The organism is Lachnoclostridium sp. MSJ-17, from assembly GCF_018918205.1.
GTDB lineage: Bacteria > Bacillota > Clostridia > Oscillospirales > Acutalibacteraceae > Ruminococcoides.
The window spans coordinates 1-19240 of the sequence record NZ_JAHLQB010000031.1 but is presented as its reverse complement, the minus strand read 5'-3'; the positions used below and the strand labels follow the sequence as shown (position 1 = coordinate 19240).

Below are 19240 nucleotides of genomic sequence, written 5' to 3'. Positions count from 1 at the left end.
ATGCAGCTCGTCGGAATCAGCGTGGTGCTGGTTCACGGCGGCGGCCCCGAGATAAACGCCATGCTCGACGCCGTCGGCAAGGAGAGCGTATTCAAGGACGGAATGAGAGTGACCGACCAGGAGACAATGGATATCGTCCAGATGGTGCTCGCGGGCAAGGTCAACAAGAGCCTTGTGCAGCTCTTTGAGCGCCACGGCGGCAAGGCTCTCGGAATGTGCGGTCTCGACGGAAGACTGCTTATGGCTGACAAGCTCGCTTCCGCTCACGACCTCGGCTACGTCGGCGAGATCCGCGAGGTCAATCCCGAGCCGCTGAGAATGGCGATGAAGGACGGTTATATCCCTATCGTCGCCACTGTCGCTGGCGGCTACGACGGCAAGGTCTATAACATCAACGCCGACCTTGCCGCGGCTCAGATCGCCGCTAAGCTCAGAGCCAAAAAGCTGATTCTCATGACCGATATTCGCGGCTTGCTCTGCGACGTAAACGACGAGAGCTCGCTTATCCCCGTCGTAAACGTCAGCGAGGTGCCTATGCTCAAGCGCGACGGCATCATCAAGGGCGGAATGATACCCAAAATCGACTGCTGCGTCGAGGCAGTCCGCAGCGGCGTAAACCGCGCGCATATCATCGACGGCAGACTGGAGCACTCCATTATTCTCGAGCTGTTCAGCGACGAGGGTATCGGCACGATGTTCTATCAATTATAAGTAAAGGAATAATGTCTATGATAATACGCCCCATGACGATTGACGACTACGACGAGGTGTTTGCCATGTGGCAGATAACCACAAAGCGCGCGCTGTCTAAGGCGGACGAAAAATCGCAGATCGAGCGCTATCTCAGGCGCAACGAGGGCATGAGCCAGGTCGCCGTTATCGACGGAAAAATCGTCGGAACCGTACTTGCGGGTCACGACGGCAGACGCGGCTTTATCCACCACATGGCGGTCATGCCCGAATATCGCCGCCGTCATATCGGGCACAGGCTTGCCGAAAAGGCGATCGAGAACATCGCCGCCGACGGCATCGACAAGACGCATATCTTCTGTTACCAAAATAACGAAACAGGACAGAAGTTCTGGAAGGATTTTGGTTTCGCTAAAAGAGATGATGTGTATGTATTTTCTTATGAGAACACATCTCGAAAGGAATAAATTAAAATGACCACAAAAGAACTTGATAATAAATATATAATGCACACCTACGGCAGGTACGACGTTGCTCTCGTCAGCGGCTCGGGTGTGACCGCCTTTGACGAGGACGGAAAGAAATACATCGACGTTTCCTCGGGCATCGGCGTAAACAGCCTCGGCTACTGCAACGAGGGCTGGGTTGAGGCTGTGACTGAGCAGGCTTCGACTATTCAGCATATGTCAAACTACTTCTACAGCCCGCAGGCAAGCACTCTCGCCGAAAAGCTCTGCACCCTTACGGGCATGGCTAAGGTCTGCTTCGGCAACAGCGGCGCCGAGGCTAACGAGTGCGCTATCAAAATCGCGCGCAAATACAGCTTTGACAAGTACGGCGAGGGCAGAAACGAGATAATCACCCTGCGCAATTCGTTCCACGGCAGAACCGTGACGACGCTTTCCGCCACGGGTCAGGACGTTTTTCATAACTACTTTTTCCCGTTCACCGAGGGCTTTTCTTACGTTGAAGCGGGCGATATGACCGTTTTCGAAAATGCTGTAAGCGACAAGACCTGCGCAGTTATGCTCGAGCTTATTCAGGGCGAGGGCGGCGTTAATATCATGGACGCGGACTACGCGAAGGCTCTGTTTGACTACTGCTCAAAGCGCGACATTCTCGTCATTGTCGACGAGGTACAGACCGGCGTAGGACGTACCGGCAAGCTCTTTGCCTTCCAGAATTACGGCGTTTCTCCCGATCTGGTTACGGCGGCGAAGGGTCTCGGCGGCGGCTTGCCGATCGGCGTTTGTCTTTGTAACGGGAAGCTCGGCGGCGTTATGACTCCGTCCACACACGGCACTACCTTCGGCGCGAATCCCGTCGTCTGTGCCGGCGCGAATTACGTTATCGACACAGTATCGAAGGAAGATTTTCTTAACGAGGTCGAAGCGAAGGGCGCGTATCTCGAGGGGCTGCTCAGGGAGCTTCCCGAAGTAAAAAACGTCCGCAGAATGGGGCTTATGGTCGGCATCGAAATCGACGGCGACGCTCACGATATCGCCGCGAAGTGCGTTGAAAACGGCCTGCTCATCATCACCGCGAAGGACGTGCTCAGAATGCTTCCTCCTCTCGTTATCACACGCGAGGAACTCGCGCAAGCGGTAAGTATATTAAAATCCACATTGAAGGAGTGTAAATAAATGAAACATCTATTAAAGCTCGAGGACTGGTCTCCTGAGCAGATCACACGCACGCTCAATCTCGCCGACCAGCTCAAGTACGAGCTCAAGCACGGCATCGAGCACAAGCTGCTCAAGGGCAAAACTCTCGGTATGATTTTTGAGAAATCGAGCACACGTACACGCGTATCGTTCGAGGTTGGCATGACGCAGCTCGGCGGATATCCTCTGTTCCTCAGCTCAAACGACCTGCAGATCGGCAGGGGCGAGCCTGTTCAGGACACAGCGCGCGTTCTCTCGCGTTTTATCGACGCTATCATGATCCGCACCTTCGAGCAGAGCGAGGTCGAGGCTCTCGCTGAGTACGGCTCTATCCCGATCATCAACGGTTTGACCGACTACTGCCACCCCTGTCAGGTGCTCGCTGATCTTATGACTATCCGCGAGTTCAAGGGCAAGCTCGAGGGTCTTAAAATGTGCTTCATCGGCGACGGCAACAACATGATGAATTCTCTCATCGTCGGCGCTCTCAGCACCGGTATGAGCTTCTCAGCCGCATGCCCCGCCGATTATATGCCGCCCGAGCATATCATGGAGTTCGGCAAGAAGTACGGCGACAAGTTCGAGATCGTACAGGATCCCAAGGAAGCTGCAAAGAACGCAGACGTTCTTGTTACCGACGTATGGGCTTCAATGGGTCAGGAGGAAGAAAAGAAGATCCGCGAGGCGGCGTTCGCCGGCTACCAGATCAACGACGAGCTGATGGCTGTCGCAAACGACGACTGCATGGTGCTCCACTGTCTGCCCGCTCACCGCGGCGAGGAAATCACAGCTGAGGTATTCGAGGCTCACGCGGCTGAAATCTTTGAGGAAGCGGAGAACCGTCTCCACGCGCAGAAGGCTGTGCTCGTTGAGTGCATGCTCGACCGCGAAACCGGGGAATGATCTTATCAGGGCGTGCTTCTGCGCGCCCTGTTTGACAACCGCGCGCTTTTGTGATATTGTATAGAACAGTGATTTTGAAGGGATTGACGGATTTGAGTAAAATCAAGGAATTTATTAAGAAGCACTGGGACATTTTGTCCTACCTGTTCTTCGGCGTGTGCACCACCATTGTCGGCTGGGTCACCTACTGGCTGTTTATGACGCTTTTCAGCAGCCTCGGCATGAACGGCGAGCTGAATATCGTAATCTCGAATGTCATTTCGTGGATATTCGCGGTGATTTTTGCGTTCATCACAAACAAGCTCTGGGTTTTCCGCAGCAAGTCCTTCGCGGCGAAAACGCTCTGGTATGAGATAGGAACCTTCGTTTCCGCAAGGCTTGTCACCCTGCTCATTGAAACAGGTATCCTCGCGGGCGCGGCGTTAATTTTCGGCTCGGACAACAATATTATCAATATGGTAATGAAAATCATCACCAGCATTATTGTTGTCGTGCTCAATTACATCTTCAGCAAGCTGATTATCTTCCGTAAAAAGGGAGAAAACAAGGAAGAAGAAAAAAATTCAAAAAAAGTTTGAAAAAACCCTTGACTTTATGAACGTACTGTGATATAATCTCTATTGTTGTCGAGAGAAAACACGGCAACAAAGTAGTTGGTGTCGATGACGCAGGGGGTCCACCCGTTCCCATACCGAACACGGAAGTTAAGCCCTGTAGTGCCGACGATAGTTGCCCGGCGACGGGCTGTGAAAATAGGAAGGCGCCAACACCCAAAAGTGTCCACCCAACAGGGTGGGCGTTTTTATTTTGTGTGGATTTTTGGGGGTTTTATGGAGCTGCGGAAAATATTTCAGGATCAGTCCGTCTGGGACTATTTCAAGAGCTGCCGCATGCCCGTTGTGCTCTACGGAATGGGCGACGGAGCGGACAAGGTGATAGCCGCCTTTGAGCGGTACGGAATCGAAATTTCCGCGGTCATGGCGAGCGACGGCTTTGTCAGAGGTCAGACATTCCAGGGGTTCCGCGTAAAATCGCTCTCAGAGGTCGAGAGGGAGTTCGGAGATTTCGCCGTGGCTCTGTGCTTTGCGAGTCAGCTGCCCGATGTAATGGCGGCGATAAAATCCGTCGCATCGCGCCATAAAACTCTCGTGCCCAGCGTGCCTGTTTTTGGCGACGCGCTCTTTGACGGCGGGTTTATCAGCAATAATATCGACAGTATGAACGCCGCTTACGCTCTTATGGCGGACGATTTGTCGCGCAGGGTGTACGAAAACGTCCTCGCTTTTTACCACACCGGCGAGATTTCGCTGCTCGACGGGATCACCACGGACAAGAGCGAGGCTTTCTCGCTGCTGAATCTGGGCAGTAACGAGGTCTACGTCGATCTTGGAGCCTACAACGGCGACACTATCGACGAGTTCCTGAGCCATTCCGGTGGCGCCTACCGCAAAATCATTGCTCTCGAGCCGAACGCGAAGAATTTTGAGAAGCTCAAAGCCCATTGTGAGGGTATGGAGCGTGTCGAGCTGTGGCAGCTCGGCGCGTGGAAGGAAAACGCCGTATTGACCTTTAACAATAAGGCGGGCAGAAATTCCGCGATTGCCGCCGAGGGCGTCAGGACGCGCGTCGCACCTGTCGATTCACTGCTCTGCGGCATCAGGGCGGGCTACGTCAAGGCGGACGTCGAGGGCGCGGACTATGAAACTCTGCTCGGAATGCGCAAAGCTCTTGCGGACAAGCCGAAGCTCAACTTTGCCGCCTATCACCGCTTTGAGGATATTTTCAGGCTGCCGCTGCTTATCAGTGAGCTTAATCCCGATTACAGAATATATCTGCGGCATCACCCGTACATTCCCGCTTGGGATACAAATTTATACTGCATTTAAAATAGCAAGAGGACTGCCTGAGCAATCCTCTTTTTGTTTTGTTATTAATCCTCGTTGAGCAGTCTGTTAACTCTCTCGTCGAGCTCCCTGTCCATGTCGGCTGTGTAGCGGTCATAGAAATCGTCGTCGCTGCTGTCCTTAGCCGCGCGTGTTGGCTGCGCGTAGCGGCTGCCTGTGTTCTGCTGAGGACGGCGTGTTCTGTCCGTGCGCGGACGCTGAGGTTCGCGGACGCTTTCGCTGTGCAGCTCACGCTCGCGCTCGTCGCGGCGCTTTGCCTGCAAAAGCAGCTCCTCGGCTGCCTGCTTTTCCTTTTTCTCGCGCTTGCGTCTTTCGTCGCCGAAGGCGAGGTCTCCGAGAAAGAGTCCGAAGATGCCCGCGATAAGATAAACCACCAGAAGAATGATGTTGGTGAAGTTCGCAAAGCCGCCGGCGTAGATCATCATAGTAAACAGGAACGCGATCGGCGCGATAAGCGCGAACAGAAAGTCAAGACCGTGCTTTGAGCAATAAAACGCGGAGCACGCGACCTGAGTTACCAGAAAGATAAAGTAATATGCGACCGCGGAGAAATTGTTAAGCCCCGGGATAAGAAAAAGCAGCGGAACCAGAAGATATACGCCGAAAATGATAAGTGCAAAGGGCAGATATCTTTTAATCATACCGTTCATGTAGTACCTCCCAAATTTATTCGGATAATAATATTATACATTATTTTTTATAAAAATCAAGACGCTTGAAAATTTCGTTGACTTTAGGTGCAAAATAGACTAAAATAGTAGAGGATAATTATTTGTGAGGTGAAATTTGAATGGACGCAGACGGAAATTCAGGCGCTGTTCCGCGACGAAGTGTGTGTGAACGCGATTGCGGCGTTCATTCAGCCCATATTTGGTAAACAATAGCCGCAGACTCTGTTGCCATTGTTTACCAAATACGCTTTGTTCGGAGCACGTCTTTCCACGACGCAAACATGAGGAGGAAAGACAATGATTCAGGTTAACGTGACCCTTACGGAAACCATCAAGGTGCTGCTCGATGAAAAGAAGTACAGCACCCTCAGGGATATCCTGACGACAATGAAGCCCTTTGACATCGCGGCGGTGTTCGAGGAGCTGCAGGATGAGAAAACCCCGATCTTGTTCCGTATTCTGCCAAAGGAGCTTGCGGCGGAGACCTTCGTCGAGATGGACGAGGAAACCCAGGAGTTCCTTATTCACGGCTTCAGCGACAACGAGCTCAAGGAGGTTGTCGACGAGCTGTTTGTCGACGACGCGGTCGACCTTATCGAGGAGATGCCCGCGAACGTCGTCAAGCGAATTCTCAGGCAGGCGGACAAGGAAACCAGAAGGCAGATAAACGAGCTGCTCAAGTACCCCGAGGACAGCGCGGGCTCGATCATGACGACGGAGTTTATCTCGCTTCGTCCCGACATGACTGCCGAGATGGCTATCAAGCGCATACGCCGCACCGGTGTTGACAAGGAAACTATCTACACCTGCTATGTAAACGACGATTACAACCGGCTTATCGGTATCACCACCGTCAAGGATCTGCTGCTTGCGGAGGACGACGACCTTGTCAAGGACATGATGGAGGAGAATGTTATCTCCGTCCACACCCTCGACGACCAAGAGGAAGTCGCGAAGATCTTTTCGGACTACGACTTTCTTGCGCTGCCGGTAGTCGATAACGAGCAGCGTATCGTCGGCATAGTAACCATCGACGACGCTATCGACGTTATCCGCGAGGAGGCAACCGAGGATATCGAGAAGATGGCGGCGGTACTGCCGTCCGACAAGCCCTATATGCGCACCAGCGTCTGGGGCATTTACAAGAAGCGTGTGCCGTGGCTGCTCGTGCTCATGCTCTCGGCGACCTTCACCAGCACGATCATCTCGGCGTTTGACGGAATGCTCGCGAGCGTTATCATACTCTCGTCATTCATTCCGATGATCACGGGCTCCGGCGGTAACGCCGGCTCCCAGGCGTCGGTGTCCGTAATACGCGCGCTCTCGCTCGGCGAGGTCGAGTTCAAGAGCATGTTCAAGGTGCTCTGGAAGGAGCTGCGCGTGGCGGCTCTCTGCGGTCTGACGCTTGCCGCGGCGAATTTTATCAAGCTTATGGTGTTTGATCTGCGCGGCAACGATAACGCGGTCGTCATCGCACTTGTCGTATCGCTGACTCTTGTAGGCACGATCATCATGGCAAAAATCGTAGGCTCGAGTCTGCCGCTTCTGTCGAGCAAAATCGGACTTGACCCTGCGGTAATGGCGAACCCGCTGATTTCAACGGTCTGCGACTCTCTGTCGCTGCTCATATACTTCGGAGTGGCGTCTATGCTGCTGGAATTATAAAAAAACTGCCGCGGAGGCGCCGGTGGGCGCGTTCTCCCGCCTTTGGAAACGCTTTATTCAGCGGAAACAAGGCGGAACGGCGGGGTCATACAAAAAATATTGCCGCGGAGTGGATTCTCCGCGGCTTTCTTATGCGCAGGTTTCTGCGCCTTTCATATTCGCGCATACGGCGCTTTTTTGCGTAGATTTCGGATTTCTTCTGTCTTCCGAACACGATCTCCCGGGCTGAATCGCGCACCGCGTGAATTACAAATACGAACAAACAAAAATTAACCATTGAACCTTCCTCCTCGTTTATCTTGTAATTCTATTATAAACGGAGAGGTGTCCGATATATTACCCAATGCTGAACAAAAATTCGATTTTTTTCGGTATTTTTCACGCGTAGCCATTCCGCCGCGTATGTGGCGCTCGCTTTTGTTTTTCTCGAGAACTGCCCTCACGGAGCTGTACAGCGAGGGATTTACGCTCCTGAGCCTGTACGCGACGTCCTTATGTACCGTGCTTTTGCTGATTCCGAAGCGCTTTGCCGTTTCTCTGACGGTCGCGTTATATTCGATTATATATGCGCCGAGAGCCGCCGCGCGTTCTTCAACTGTGTCCATAATCTCCTCCATGCTTTTTTTCATGTATATGCGCGCAGCACAGGGAGTATGAGTGGAGTGTGGAGTGTGGAGTTTATGGCGGGACACCCGCACCCGTTTTTTTAATTGACAGTTGACAATGGACAATGGACAATGAAGGGCGCACCCGATTTATATTCGGAGCGAAGCGACCCTAACCACTAAAACCTGTACTTTACATTCAAACTCAACTGTGATACAATAATATAGTATATTTTTTGTAAAAGAAGGTAAAATTATGGAATATCAATTTTCAGACAGAGTTTCCAATTTGAAGCCCAGCGCGATACGTGAGATTTTCAAGTACGCCGCCGACCCCGAGGTGGTATCTCTCTCCGCGGGCAATCCGTCTCCCGAAGCCTTTCCCGCAAAGGAAATCGCCGAGATATCCGCGCGTATTTTCAGCGAGAATCCCATTTCCGTACTTCAGTACAGCGTTACCGAGGGCTACACTCCGCTGCGTCAGCACATGATGGATTACATGCGCAAAACCCACAACACCGGCAGCGACAATGACGATATCCTCATCACCACAGGTGCGCAGCAGATCATGGATCTGTGCACAAAGGCTCTTGTCAACGAGGGAGAGGCTGTCATCTGCGAGGCTCCGAGCTTTATCGGCTCGCTCAACACCTTCCGCGCCTACAACGCCCGTCTTGTCGGCGTTACCGTTGAACCCGACGGCATGAACACCGACGAGCTCGAGGAAAAGCTCAGGGCTAATCCCGACGCGAAGCTTATTTACACCATTCCGAACTTCCAGAATCCCTCGGGCGTTACCATGAGCCTTGAGAAGCGCAAAAAGGTCTATGAGCTCGCCAAGAAGTACGGCGTGCTTATCATCGAGGACAACCCCTACGGCGACCTGCGCTACAGCGGCGAGAACCTGCCGAATATCAAGTCCTTCGACACCGACGGAATCGTGATCTACGCAGGCTCGTTCTCAAAGGTAATTTCTCCGGGCATGCGCGTAGCCTACACCATAGCTCCGAAGCCGGTTTTCCAGAAGCTCGTTGTCTGCAAGCAGGGCAACGACGTTCACACCAACATCTGGTCGCAGGTGGTCTGCGACGAGTTCATCACCAAGTACGACTTCGACGCGCACCTGCAGCGCCTGCGCGATATCTACACCAAGAAGGCTGAGTTCTGCATGGAACTGCTCGACAAGTACTGCGCGCCCGAGATCACCTACAACCGCATTGACGGCGGTCTGTTCATCTGGTGCGACCTGCCCGAAGATATCGACATGCCGAAGTTCTGCAAGGACGCTGTACTCAACAAGGTTTGCGTGGTTCCCGGCAACGCCTTCCTCACAAACGAGAACGACGAGTGTCACAGCTTCCGCATCAACTTCTCGACCCCGACCGACGAGCAGCTTGAAAAGGGCATAAGACTCCTCGGCGAGCTGATTAAATCATACAATAAGTAAGAGGTAACATAAAATGGAACAGACAGAAAAGAAACAGGTGGTATTCAGCGCGATTCAGCCGAGCGGCACGATCACTCTTGGCAACTACCTCGGAGCGATCCGCAACTGGGTGAAGATGCAGGAGGAATACAGCTGCATCTACGCGCTCGCAGACCTTCACACCATCACCGTAAGACAGAACCCCGCTCAGATGCGCAAAAATATCATCGACGCCTATGCTTCGATCCTCGCCTGCGGCATCGACGTTGAAAAGAGCCTCTTTTTCATTCAGAGCCACGTCCACACCCACGCCGAGCTCGCGTGGATACTCAACTGCTACACCCAGTTCGGCGAGCTTTCGCGAATGACGCAGTTCAAGGACAAGTCCAAAAAGCACGCCGACAACATCAACGCGGGACTGTTCACCTATCCCTCGCTTATGGCGGGCGACATTCTGCTCTATCAGGCTGACAAGGTGCCCGTAGGCGCCGACCAGAAGCAGCACATCGAGCTGACCTGCGACATCGCCAAGCGCTTCAACGGTCTTTACGGCGAAGTGTTCAAGATTCCCGAGGGCTTTATCCCGAAGAACGGCGCGCGCGTCATGAGCCTGCAGAATCCGCTCAACAAGATGAGCAAGTCCGACGAGAACGTCAACGGCTGCGTTCATCTGCTCGACAGCCCCGAGGTCATCATGAAGAAGTTCAAGCGCGCGGTCACAGACAGCGACGCCTGCGTCCGTTATGCCGAGGGCAAGGACGGCGTAAACAACCTCATGACTATCTACGGAGCGGTCACCGGCAAGAGCTTTGAGGAGATCGAAAACGAGTTCGCCGGCAAGGGCTACGGCGACTTCAAGACCGCTGTCGGCGAGGCTGTAGTCGAGGAACTGCGCCCGATAAGAGAGCGCTATGAGCGTCTTGTCAAGGACAAGGCGTACCTCGAGGACTGCTACCACAAGGCTGACGAGATCGCGCTTAAAATCAGCAGCCGCACCCTCGGAAAGGTGATGAAGAAGGTAGGTTTTGTCAGATGACAGGCGTTGAGAAAAAAATAATCGGCTTTGTGCGCGAGTATGCGGCGCTGATTATCTTTGTACTGGCGACGCTGGCAGGCGTGCTTATCCGCATGGCGGGCATGGATTTCCGCAGCGACGACTATAACAGCTTCCTTTCGGGCTGGTGGAACGTGATCGCCGATCAGGATTTTTCGGGACTTTCGCAGCAGGTCGGCAACTACAACATCCCTTATCAGGTGATAATCTTCATTCTCACCCGTATCACGGGCGAGGCGCTGCACGCGTACAAGATAGTTTCGGTCGTCTTTGACTTTGCGCTCGCCGGAGGAGTCGGACTGCTCGTCGCGAATTACCGCAAAGAGAACTTTTTTAACTTCGTTCCGGTTCTCAGCTACGCGGTCACACTATGCACCCTGACGGTCGTGCTCAACTCGGCGTTCTGGGGTCAGTGCGATTCGATGTACGTCAGCCTGATTATCTTCGCTATCCTCTGCACGGTAAAGGACAAGCACATTCCCGCCTTCGTCCTTCTCGGCGCAGCGTTGGCGTTCAAGCTGCAGATGGTTTTCATTCTGCCGCTGTATATATACTATTACGTATCGTCCAAGAAAATCAGCATTCTGCACTTTTTAATCATTCCGCTGACCGACATCGTCATGTGCCTGCCCGCGGTGTTCTTCGGCAGACCGTTTTTTGATATCATCAAAATCTACGCCGACCAGACCGACTACGGCAAGCAGATACAGATGAATTACCCGAATGTCTATGCCTTTATGTGCAACGGTCAGAGCGTTGAGAATTATTACCTTCTCAAGCCGCTTTCGATCGTGCTGACTATGGGCATTCTCGCGGCGGGACTCTTTATTGTACTTCATAAAAAGGTCGACCTCAACAAGCGCGACAAGCTTATGATGACAGGAATCTGGACGTCTTTCACCTGCCTGATGTTCCTCTCGTCAATGCACGAGCGATATTCGTACCTGCTCGATATTCTGCTTATAGCGTACTTCTTCATGACGAAGAAGCACCCGTTCGTCGCTCTGACCTCGCTGCTGATAAGCCTGCGCGGTTACTGCTATTACCTGTTCGCGAATTACGAGGCGCTGTCGCTCGGTCAGACAGCGGTGATAAATATCGCGCTCTACGCATACGTGACGTTCATCTTTGTCAGGGAGACCGTCCTCGACAAGCCGACGCTGCGGTTCGCGCATTCGGAAAAATAAATACGCAAAAAAAGACCTCCGGAGCTGAACTTCGGAGGTCGTAATTTTTTAAATTGTAAATCAGAGAGCGGCGACGATATCTCTGGTATCTCTTGCGATTACCATTTCCTCGTCGGTAGCGATGAGCTCTACGCGGATCTTGGAATCGGGAGCGGTGAGCATACCCTGTCTGCCGTGAATGGTGTTGTTGTTGACATCCTTGTCAAGCTTTACGCCGAGGCACTCGAGGTAGTTGCAAACGCCCTCTCTCAGGCAGGGCTGGTTCTCGCCGAGACCTGCGGTGAATACGATAGCGTCGCAGCCGCCGAGAGCTACATAGTAGCTGCCGATGTACTGAGCAATCTGGTAGTAGAGCATCTCGTGAGCGAGCTTGGCGCGGTGGTTGCCTTCCTTCTCAGCGGCGGTAACGTCGCGGTCGTCGGAGGAAACGCCCGATACACCGAGGAGACCGGACTTCTTGTTGAGCATTTCGGAAGCCTCAGCCATTGTCATGCCTTCCTTCTCGCCGATGAAGGTTACAACTGAGGGGTCGAGAGAGCCTGAGCGTGTACCCATCATGAAGCCGCCGAGGGGAGTAAGACCCATGGTGGTGTCGATTACCTTGCCGCCGTCAACAGCTGTGATAGAGGAGCCGTTGCCGATGTGGCAGGTGATGATTTTTGTTTCCTCGATAGGCTTGCCGAGCAGTTCAGCCATCTTTGCGCTTACATAGCGGTGAGATGTGCCGTGGAAGCCGTACTTTCTCACGCCGTATTTCTCGTAATACTCGTAGGGAACGGCGTACATATAGGCCTTCTCGGGCATTGTCTGGTGGAAAGCGGTGTCGAATACCGCGACCTGGGGGATCTCGGTGCCGAATACCTCGGTGCACGCGTCGATGCCCTGGAGGTGAGCGGGATTGTGCAGGGGTGCGAGAGGAGAGAGTTCCTCGATCTTAGCGTGAACGTCTGCGTCGATGAGCACGCTGCGGTCAAAATAAGCGCCGCCCTGTACTATTCTGTGGCCGATAGCGGTAACCTCAGAGAGGTCGGAAATCGCGCCGTACTCCTTGTCGAGGAGAGCTTCCTTGACAGCCTGGAACGCCTGGGTGTGGTTCTTCATTTCAGTCTTGCGCTCGATCTTCTGACCGTCGTTTGTCTTGAAGCCGATGAACGAGCCGTCTGTGCCGATTCTCTCACAGTTTCCCTTTGCGAGCACGCTCTCATTCGTCATATCGATGAGCTGATACTTCAGCGAGGAGCTGCCTGCGTTGATAACTAATACTTTCATTGTCTCAATTCCCTTCATTTACTATTGCGCTATTGCAAATAAATTTTGTTTCATGTATAATAATTACAAATATACTCACTAATGATACTACATAAATGGCTATTTTTCAAGTCCTTTTTGAGATTTTATACAGAATTTTCACCCATTTTTATACAGGAGGAAGTATGGCGACAGCAATAATCTGTGAATTCAACCCCTTCCACAACGGACACGCCTACCTTTTGGCGGAAGCAAAACGCCTGACAAACGAGCCTAACCTAGTGATAATGAGCGGAAGCTTCACCCAGCGCGGCGAGGCCGCGGTGTGCGACAAGTTCACGCGCGCGGGTACAGCTCTGCGCCACGGAGCGGATCTTGTAGTCGAGCTGCCGACAGCGTATGCCGTCGCCAACGCCGAGAGGTTCGCAAAGGGCGGCGTGAGAATAGCGAAGTCCTTTTCGGAGGTGCATACTCTCGCCTTCGGCTGCGAGACTGAGGATCCGGAAATTCTGAGGACAGCCGCGGAAGCGTTGCGCAGCGAGCGCGTCAACGCCCTTGTCGCCGCTGAAATGCGCGGCGGAGGTTACTATCCCCGCGCTCTGGAGGAGGCTGTCAGGACTGTCTGCGGCAGCGAGGTTGCGGCGGCGGTCTCATCGCCCAACAATATCCTCGCGGTTGAGTATATTCGCGCTCTCGGGGGTACGGGTATCCGTCCGCTCCCGATAAAGCGGAAGGGCGTAGCTCACGACAGCGGCAAAACCGACGGCGGCTTTGCGTCAGCCTCGCATATCCGCTCTCTTTTGCGCTCGGGTGAGGACTGCTCGGCTTTCATGCCCGAAGTGCCCGTGCACGTCACACGCCCGGAGCTGCTTGACCGCGCCGTTTTATACCGCCTGCGTTCAATGACTGCGGAGGAGCTGCGCATGTTCCCTGACGTCGGCGAGGGACTTGAGAACAGGATACTCGACGCAGCGGGCAGAGCAGGGTCTGTGGAGGAGCTGCTGACTATGGTAAAGACAAAGCGCTACACCCACGCGCGGCTGAGAAGGATAATCGCCTGTGCGTTTCTGGGTCTTACCGAGGAGCTGCAGACAGCGCCGTCAGACTACGCGAGAATTCTCGGCTTCACTGATGAGGGAGAGAAAATCTTGCGCTCTTGCATGTGCAAAAACGTCACATCTGTTGCGAAAGCCCTGCGCGAAAACGACGAAAACACGCCGCATTTGCGCCTTGACATACGCGCTGGTGATCTCGCTTCACTCGCTTATGATGAAATAATGCCGTCAAATCTTGACTATTGCACAAGAATCATTAGAGAAAATCGTGAAAAATGACGATTATGCGACATATAGGTCGAAATATCCAAATAATTTTTACATAAAACTTAAAAAAACCTCTTGTATATTTGTGAAAATATATTATAATAGTAGTGTAGAATATTTTGGAAAACTGTATCTTTCGAAAATCTATTGCAAGTTCTGTAAAAAACTTTAGAAAAGAGGTATCATATGGCTTTTTCAATCAATGACACAAGACCGCCGCTGGAGCAATTCCTGCAGGGTGAGGCCGCGAGAGCCTACCACTTCCTCGGATCCCACTTCGAAAATTGGGACGGCCGTCAAGGCGTAGTTTTCAGAGTTTGGGCGCCTAACGCAAAATCAGTTTCAGTAGTCGGCGACTTCAACGACTGGAATCCCGACGCGAACTTTATGTACCGCATCTCAGACTCCGGCGTCTGGGAGCTGTTTATCGAGGGACTCTGGGAGTTCTGCTGCTACAAGTACTGTGTTGAGACTCCGTGGAATGACCGTCTGATGAAGACCGACCCCTACGCTTTCCACTGTCAGACACGTCCCGACAACGCGTCCCGCACATATCATATCTATGACTACGAGTGGAACGACGAAGCTTGGTACGAGTTCAAGAACGCTCATCCCCACAAGACCCGTCCTATCAACGTTTACGAGGTAAACGCGGGTTCATGGCGCAAATATGACGACGGCAACTTCTACGGCTACCGCAAGCTTGCCGAGGAGCTTATTCCCTATGTCAAGGAAATGGGCTACACACACATTGAGTTCATGCCTCTGACCGAGTTCCCGTTCGACGGAAGCTGGGGCTATCAGTGCACAGGCTACTTCGCCGCTACCTCTCGCTACGGCGAGCCCAAGGATCTGATGTATTTCATCGATCAGGCTCACCAGGCGGGCATCGGCGTAATCCTCGACTGGGTTCCCGCTCACTTCCCCAAGGACGCTCACGGTCTGGGACGCTTCGACGGCACCGGCTGCTATGAGTACGAGGACTGGAGAATCGGCGAGCACAAGGAATGGGGCACCTATATCTTCAACTACGGCAGATATGAGGTTACCAGCTTCCTGATCTCCTCCGCTATGTTCTGGCTCGATATGTATCACATCGACGGTATCCGCGTTGACGCGGTCGCCTCGATGCTCTATCTCGACTACAACCGCAAGGACGGCGAGTGGATCGCCAACGCCTACGGCGGCAGAGAGAACCTCGTCGCTGTCGACTTCCTCCAGAAGCTCAACAGCGTTGTACACGAGTTCCATCCCGACGTAATGATGATCGCCGAGGAGAGCACAGCGTGGCCTAACGTTACCCGTTATCCGATCGAGGGTATGGGTCTCGGCTTCGACTACAAGTGGAACATGGGCTGGATGAACGACATGCTGTCCTACATCTCCCTCGATCCCCTGTGGAGAAACTACCACCACGACACCCTTACCTTCAGCATGGTTTACGCGTTCTCTGAGAACTTCATGCTGCCCATCTCGCACGACGAGGTCGTTTACGGCAAGGGCTCGCTTATCAATAAGATGCCCGGCGGCTACGACCAGAAGTTCCAGGGCGTAAGAGGCTTTGTTACCTACATGCTCGCTCACCCGGGCAAGAAGCTCATGTTCATGGGCAGTGAGATCGGTCAGTTCGACGAGTGGAACGCCAACGACCAGCTCGAGTGGGGTCTGCTCGACTACGAGAAGCACCGTCAGATCAATCACTTCTTCGCCGTGGCGAACAAGTTCTACCGCGACACACCCGCTATGCACGAGAACGACTACGACTGGAACGGCTTCCAGTGGGTAGCTCTCGACGACTATCAGAACAGCGTTATCGCGTTCCGCAGAATCGCGAACGACGGAAGCGAGATCCTCGTTGTCTGCAACTTCCAGCCCGTTACCCGTGAGAACTACCGCGTAGGCGTTCCCGTTTACGGCATCTACGAGGAGGTATTCAACTCCGAGAACGAGGAGTTCGGCGGCTGCGGTATCAAGAACGCCGGCGACCTCAAGACAAAGAACAAGAAGGAGCACGAGCTCGACTACACTCTCGAGCTGACCCTGCCGCCTCTCGGCGTTTGCTACTATCGTCTTAAGGAAGCTCTGCCCGTGCCGAAAAAGCGCGTTGCAAAGAAAAAGGCAGAGACCCCCGCGGACGAAAAGAAGGCTGCCGCTAAGAAGTCCGTCAAGAAGGCTCCGGTAAAAAAGACAGCCCCCAAAAAGCCCGCCGCAAAGAAAGCGGAAAAGGCTGAATAATCTTTGATTTTCAGGAGAGGTTTGAGAAATCAGACCTCTCTTTTTCTTTTTGGGACAAAAATTTTAAAATAACTATTGTAGATACAGATACAAAAGTGTTATAATAAATTAGAAATTCCAAAAGGGTGTCGCCTATGAATATCAGCAACAAAATTTCACGTATCGCTCTCGCGGCTGTTATCGTCGTAAGCCTGTGCATTTCCGCGTTCTATCTCAACGCCAAGCAGGGCTATCACGAGGACGAGCTGCTCACCTACAACCTCGCGAATTCCTCAAAGCAGCTCAATATCGGCGGCTGGAACACTCCCGAGGACATGAACGAGTACCTCGCCGTCTACCCGGAGCACCGCTTCGATTACGCGCAGGTGGTTCAGAACCAGATCATCGACGCCTCGCACCCGCCGTTCTATTACGCATTGGTGCACACAGTCTGCTCCTTCTTCCCGGAGGTGTTCAGCAAGTGGCTGGCGTTTGTGATAAACCTCGCGATGATGGCGGGCGCTCTGATCATGCTCTTCAAAATCGGCAAGCGCGTCACGGACAACAATCTCTACGCGCTCATCGCCGTCGGAGGTTACGCGCTGAGCATAGCCTGTATAACCACGACTATTTATCTGCGCATGTACGCCTCGCTGACCTTCTTTGTGCTGACCTTCATCAACCTCACCATGTGGTTCTACGAGCAGGAGAAGGTAAAGCTGTGGCAGTGCGCCGTGCTGCTGCCCGTAGTGACTCTCGGCATTCTCACGCAGTATTACTTCATTCTCTGCGCGGGACTCGCGGGTCTTGTCTACATGATTTTCAGCATTAAGGAAAAGAAAATCAAAAACTTCCTGCTCTACGCGGCGACCGCTGTAGTCGGAGCGGGTATAGCAATGGCGATTTATCCGCATATCATCGAGAACGTCCTCGGCGGCAACCGCGGACTCGGTTCTCTCGACCTCTCGATCGACGCGATAACTATCGTCACCTACTTCTTCTACAAAATCGGCACATACATCCAGGTGCTCTCGAAGGACCTGTTTCTCAACAGGATATGGCTCTTTGCCCTCTGTGCAGGCGCGGCTCTCGGCTTCGGCGTGTTCATGCGCTTCGTCAAAAAGAAAAAGCTGCCGCGCAAGGCGTTCTTCGTGATTATCCCGGGACTGGTGTTTTTCATCGGAATCTCGCTGCTCTCGCCGTTCAACAGCGACCGCTACGTCATGGCGAGTCTGCCTCTTATCTCGATGATGTTCACCTTCGCATTTATCCGCATTGCGGGCTTCCTGTTCAGAAACAAAACGGTTCAGCTCGCCGTGCCTGCCTGCATGGTTCTGGCGTGCGTCATCGGCTTCGTGACGGTTCAGCCGTATTACATCTACGGCAAGACCAATCTCTATGAGCCAAAGACAAAGGACTGCGTGTTCGTCGGCACCGCTATGCTCGAATGGAACAAGTGCATCGACAAGTTCATGAACTACGACAACACGATGATTTTGCAGACCACCGAGATGTCACGGACTCTCGCTCAGGAGCTTGAGACCTTCGCCAACGACCGCGGCGTTATCACAAACGGAAAAATCACCGCCTTCGCGGACGCGTATATGAACAACGGCGACGTTGACCGCAAGGAAGCCGATACGCTCAAAAACTTCTACAGCGACGAGCGGCTCAAATCCCGGAACGAGGTCACGGTCTACATTTCACGTCTTGCCGACGCGGAGACTGTGATCGGAGGAATAACCTCGAACACGGACTTCAAGCACTTCGATATGATTCAGGCTGACTACAGCTTCGACGAATTCTATAACTGGTACGACTACTTTGTGGAAACAGAGTCGTACTGCAATGTTTACCGTTTCTACAAGTAATATCGAAAGGAGGCTCCACATGGACAGAACGGACAGAAAAAACGCGATAGGCTTCGCGTTGTCGGGCGGCGGATTACAGGGTATTGCGCACATCGGCGCGATAAAGGCTCTCTACGAGCTGGGGATACATCCGCAGTTCGTTTCGGGCACCAGCTCCGGCGCGGCGATGGCTGCGATCTGCGCTATGGGCATGACGCCCGAGGAAATGCGGTACTTCGCGAAAAAGCACTGGAAAACCCTCGCCGAAATCGACAGCGGACTGATTTTCAAGGCTCTCGCTACGTTCATCATAAACAAGAAGGTCGACAAGGACGGCATAAAGGACGGACAGCTGATCGCCGACGTCGTCAAGGAAGGAATGCTTCTCAAGGGCATACGCGGCTTCCGCGATCTGCCGATTAATCTCTCGATCTGCACCGTCGACACTCTAACCACAGACGAGTGCATTTTCCTCACCGAGAACGAGGGCTTGCATAACGACCACATTCACTACCTCACCGACGTGCCGCTTGACGTTGCGGTCAGAGCGAGTATGTCGTTCCCCGCGATATACACCACCTGCGACTACGGCAACTACAATTTCATCGACGGCGGCTCAAAGGACAACCTTCCCGTCAAGGTGCTCAAGGACATGGGCGTCGGAAAGGTTCTCGCGATCGGCTTCGACATCATGGCTTACGATCCCGACGCGGGTCTTGACGGTCTTATCAAGGTCATCTGGCGCGCGCTCGACGTTTACTCGATCGACGGCACCCGCAAGTCGCAGAAGCTCGCTGATCTCGCGATTGAGATCAAGAACGAGAATACCCAGCTCTT

The 19240-nt window shown here is 53.1% G+C and carries 17 protein-coding genes, 1 rRNA gene and 1 pseudogene; 15 read left to right on the top strand and 4 right to left on the bottom strand.

Features of this window, described 5'->3' with window-relative positions:
• The 7 genes from argB to KQI64_RS02590 form a co-directional block, all read left to right on the top strand.
• Positions 1–711, top strand: a 711-nt coding sequence (argB, locus tag KQI64_RS02620) for an acetylglutamate kinase (RefSeq protein ID WP_216523210.1), incomplete at its 5' end; no start/stop codon positions are given.
• A 17-nt stretch (positions 712–728) separates the two neighbouring features.
• Positions 729–1157, top strand: coding sequence for a GNAT family N-acetyltransferase (locus KQI64_RS02615; RefSeq protein WP_216523209.1), 429 nt, complete (start codon positions 729–731; stop codon positions 1155–1157).
• A gap of 6 nt (positions 1158–1163) precedes the next feature.
• Positions 1164–2333: an aspartate aminotransferase family protein gene (locus KQI64_RS02610; RefSeq protein WP_216523208.1), complete on the top strand. Its 1170-nt coding sequence runs from the start codon at positions 1164–1166 to the stop codon at positions 2331–2333.
• The gene (gene argF / locus KQI64_RS02605) at positions 2334–3257 is read left to right on the top strand and encodes an ornithine carbamoyltransferase (protein ID WP_216523207.1); all 924 of its coding nucleotides are present in this window, start codon (positions 2334–2336) and stop codon (positions 3255–3257) included.
• Positions 3258–3349: 92 nt separating this feature from the next.
• Positions 3350–3835 carry a GtrA family protein gene (locus KQI64_RS02600; protein WP_216523206.1) on the top strand — a complete coding sequence of 162 codons (486 nt, stop codon included), beginning with the start codon at positions 3350–3352 and terminating at the stop codon, positions 3833–3835.
• 74 nt (positions 3836–3909) lie between these two features.
• Positions 3910–4026, top strand: a 5S ribosomal RNA gene (gene rrf, locus KQI64_RS02595).
• A gap of 61 nt (positions 4027–4087) precedes the next feature.
• Complete coding sequence (locus KQI64_RS02590; protein WP_216523205.1) at positions 4088–5143, top strand: FkbM family methyltransferase; 1056 nt, start codon at positions 4088–4090, stop codon at positions 5141–5143.
• A gap of 44 nt (positions 5144–5187) precedes the next feature.
• Here KQI64_RS02590 and KQI64_RS02585 read toward each other — a convergent pair whose 3' ends face one another.
• The gene (locus KQI64_RS02585; RefSeq protein ID WP_216523204.1) at positions 5188–5811 is read right to left on the bottom strand and encodes a hypothetical protein; all 624 of its coding nucleotides are present in this window, start codon (positions 5809–5811) and stop codon (positions 5188–5190) included.
• A gap of 318 nt (positions 5812–6129) precedes the next feature.
• Here KQI64_RS02585 and mgtE point away from each other — a divergent pair, with 318 nt between their 5' ends.
• Positions 6130–7497 (top strand): magnesium transporter, encoded by a 1368-nt coding sequence (gene mgtE, locus KQI64_RS02580; protein ID WP_216523203.1) that lies wholly within the window; start codon positions 6130–6132, stop codon positions 7495–7497.
• 85 nt (positions 7498–7582) lie between these two features.
• On the opposite strand, the gene KQI64_RS02575 is transcribed toward mgtE, so the two are convergent.
• Positions 7583–7774, bottom strand: coding sequence for a hypothetical protein (locus tag KQI64_RS02575; protein ID WP_216523202.1), 192 nt, complete (start codon positions 7772–7774; stop codon positions 7583–7585).
• A gap of 70 nt (positions 7775–7844) precedes the next feature.
• A pseudogene (gene spoIIID / locus KQI64_RS02570) lies at positions 7845–8105 on the bottom strand (sporulation transcriptional regulator SpoIIID); the annotation flags it as partial.
• Positions 8106–8358: 253 nt separating this feature from the next.
• Here spoIIID and KQI64_RS02565 point away from each other — a divergent pair.
• Genes KQI64_RS02565 through KQI64_RS02555 form a run of 3 tightly spaced genes read left to right on the top strand, consistent with a single transcriptional unit; the run spans position 8359 to position 11769 of the window.
• Positions 8359–9549 carry an aminotransferase-like domain-containing protein gene (locus tag KQI64_RS02565; protein WP_216523201.1) on the top strand — a complete coding sequence of 397 codons (1191 nt, stop codon included), beginning with the start codon at positions 8359–8361 and terminating at the stop codon, positions 9547–9549.
• Positions 9550–9562: 13 nt separating this feature from the next.
• Positions 9563–10564: a tryptophan--tRNA ligase gene (gene trpS, locus KQI64_RS02560; protein ID WP_216523200.1), complete on the top strand. Its 1002-nt coding sequence runs from the start codon at positions 9563–9565 to the stop codon at positions 10562–10564.
• Positions 10561–11769, top strand: coding sequence for a glycosyltransferase 87 family protein (locus KQI64_RS02555; protein WP_216523199.1), 1209 nt, complete (start codon positions 10561–10563; stop codon positions 11767–11769). The genes trpS and KQI64_RS02555 overlap by 4 nt, the downstream gene beginning before the upstream one ends.
• Before the next feature lie 60 nt (positions 11770–11829).
• Here the strand turns inward: KQI64_RS02555 and KQI64_RS02550 are convergent, their stop codons facing one another.
• Complete coding sequence (locus KQI64_RS02550) at positions 11830–13038, bottom strand: acetate/propionate family kinase (protein ID WP_216523198.1); 1209 nt, start codon at positions 13036–13038, stop codon at positions 11830–11832.
• A 164-nt stretch (positions 13039–13202) separates the two neighbouring features.
• Between KQI64_RS02550 and KQI64_RS02545 the strand changes: the two genes are divergently transcribed.
• The 4 genes from KQI64_RS02545 to KQI64_RS02530 form a co-directional block, all read left to right on the top strand.
• On the top strand, positions 13203–14351 hold the full coding sequence (locus KQI64_RS02545; RefSeq protein ID WP_216523197.1) for a tRNA(Met) cytidine acetate ligase: 1149 nt from the start codon (positions 13203–13205) through the stop codon (positions 14349–14351).
• 174 nt (positions 14352–14525) lie between these two features.
• Positions 14526–16574 (top strand): 1,4-alpha-glucan branching protein GlgB, encoded by a 2049-nt coding sequence (glgB, locus tag KQI64_RS02540; RefSeq protein ID WP_216523196.1) that lies wholly within the window; start codon positions 14526–14528, stop codon positions 16572–16574.
• Between the two features lie 134 nt (positions 16575–16708).
• A complete protein-coding gene (locus tag KQI64_RS02535; protein ID WP_216523195.1) occupies positions 16709–18424 on the top strand; it encodes a glycosyltransferase family 39 protein in 1716 nt (571 codons plus the stop codon).
• A gap of 19 nt (positions 18425–18443) precedes the next feature.
• On the top strand, positions 18444–19240 hold a 797-nt coding region (locus KQI64_RS02530), incomplete at its 3' end, for a patatin-like phospholipase family protein (protein ID WP_216523194.1).

What these genes read in the sequence shown, in the direction of transcription:
- KQI64_RS02615 (WP_216523209.1), top strand. Translation starts at nt 729, where the DNA reads ATGATAATACGCCCCATGACGATTGACGACTACGACGAGGTGTTTGCC.
- KQI64_RS02610 (WP_216523208.1), top strand. Translation starts at nt 1,164, where the DNA reads ATGACCACAAAAGAACTTGATAATAAATATATAATGCACACCTACGGC.
- argF (WP_216523207.1), top strand. Translation starts at nt 2,334, where the DNA reads ATGAAACATCTATTAAAGCTCGAGGACTGGTCTCCTGAGCAGATCACA.
- KQI64_RS02590 (WP_216523205.1), top strand. Translation starts at nt 4,088, where the DNA reads ATGGAGCTGCGGAAAATATTTCAGGATCAGTCCGTCTGGGACTATTTC.
- KQI64_RS02585 (WP_216523204.1), bottom strand. Translation starts at nt 5,811, where the DNA reads ATGAACGGTATGATTAAAAGATATCTGCCCTTTGCACTTATCATTTTC.
- mgtE (WP_216523203.1), top strand. Translation starts at nt 6,130, where the DNA reads ATGATTCAGGTTAACGTGACCCTTACGGAAACCATCAAGGTGCTGCTC.
- KQI64_RS02575 (WP_216523202.1), bottom strand. Translation starts at nt 7,774, where the DNA reads ATGGTTAATTTTTGTTTGTTCGTATTTGTAATTCACGCGGTGCGCGAT.
- KQI64_RS02565 (WP_216523201.1), top strand. Translation starts at nt 8,359, where the DNA reads ATGGAATATCAATTTTCAGACAGAGTTTCCAATTTGAAGCCCAGCGCG.
- trpS (WP_216523200.1), top strand. Translation starts at nt 9,563, where the DNA reads ATGGAACAGACAGAAAAGAAACAGGTGGTATTCAGCGCGATTCAGCCG.
- KQI64_RS02555 (WP_216523199.1), top strand. Translation starts at nt 10,561, where the DNA reads ATGACAGGCGTTGAGAAAAAAATAATCGGCTTTGTGCGCGAGTATGCG.
- KQI64_RS02550 (WP_216523198.1), bottom strand. Translation starts at nt 13,038, where the DNA reads ATGAAAGTATTAGTTATCAACGCAGGCAGCTCCTCGCTGAAGTATCAG.
- KQI64_RS02545 (WP_216523197.1), top strand. Translation starts at nt 13,203, where the DNA reads ATGGCGACAGCAATAATCTGTGAATTCAACCCCTTCCACAACGGACAC.
- glgB (WP_216523196.1), top strand. Translation starts at nt 14,526, where the DNA reads ATGGCTTTTTCAATCAATGACACAAGACCGCCGCTGGAGCAATTCCTG.
- KQI64_RS02535 (WP_216523195.1), top strand. Translation starts at nt 16,709, where the DNA reads ATGAATATCAGCAACAAAATTTCACGTATCGCTCTCGCGGCTGTTATC.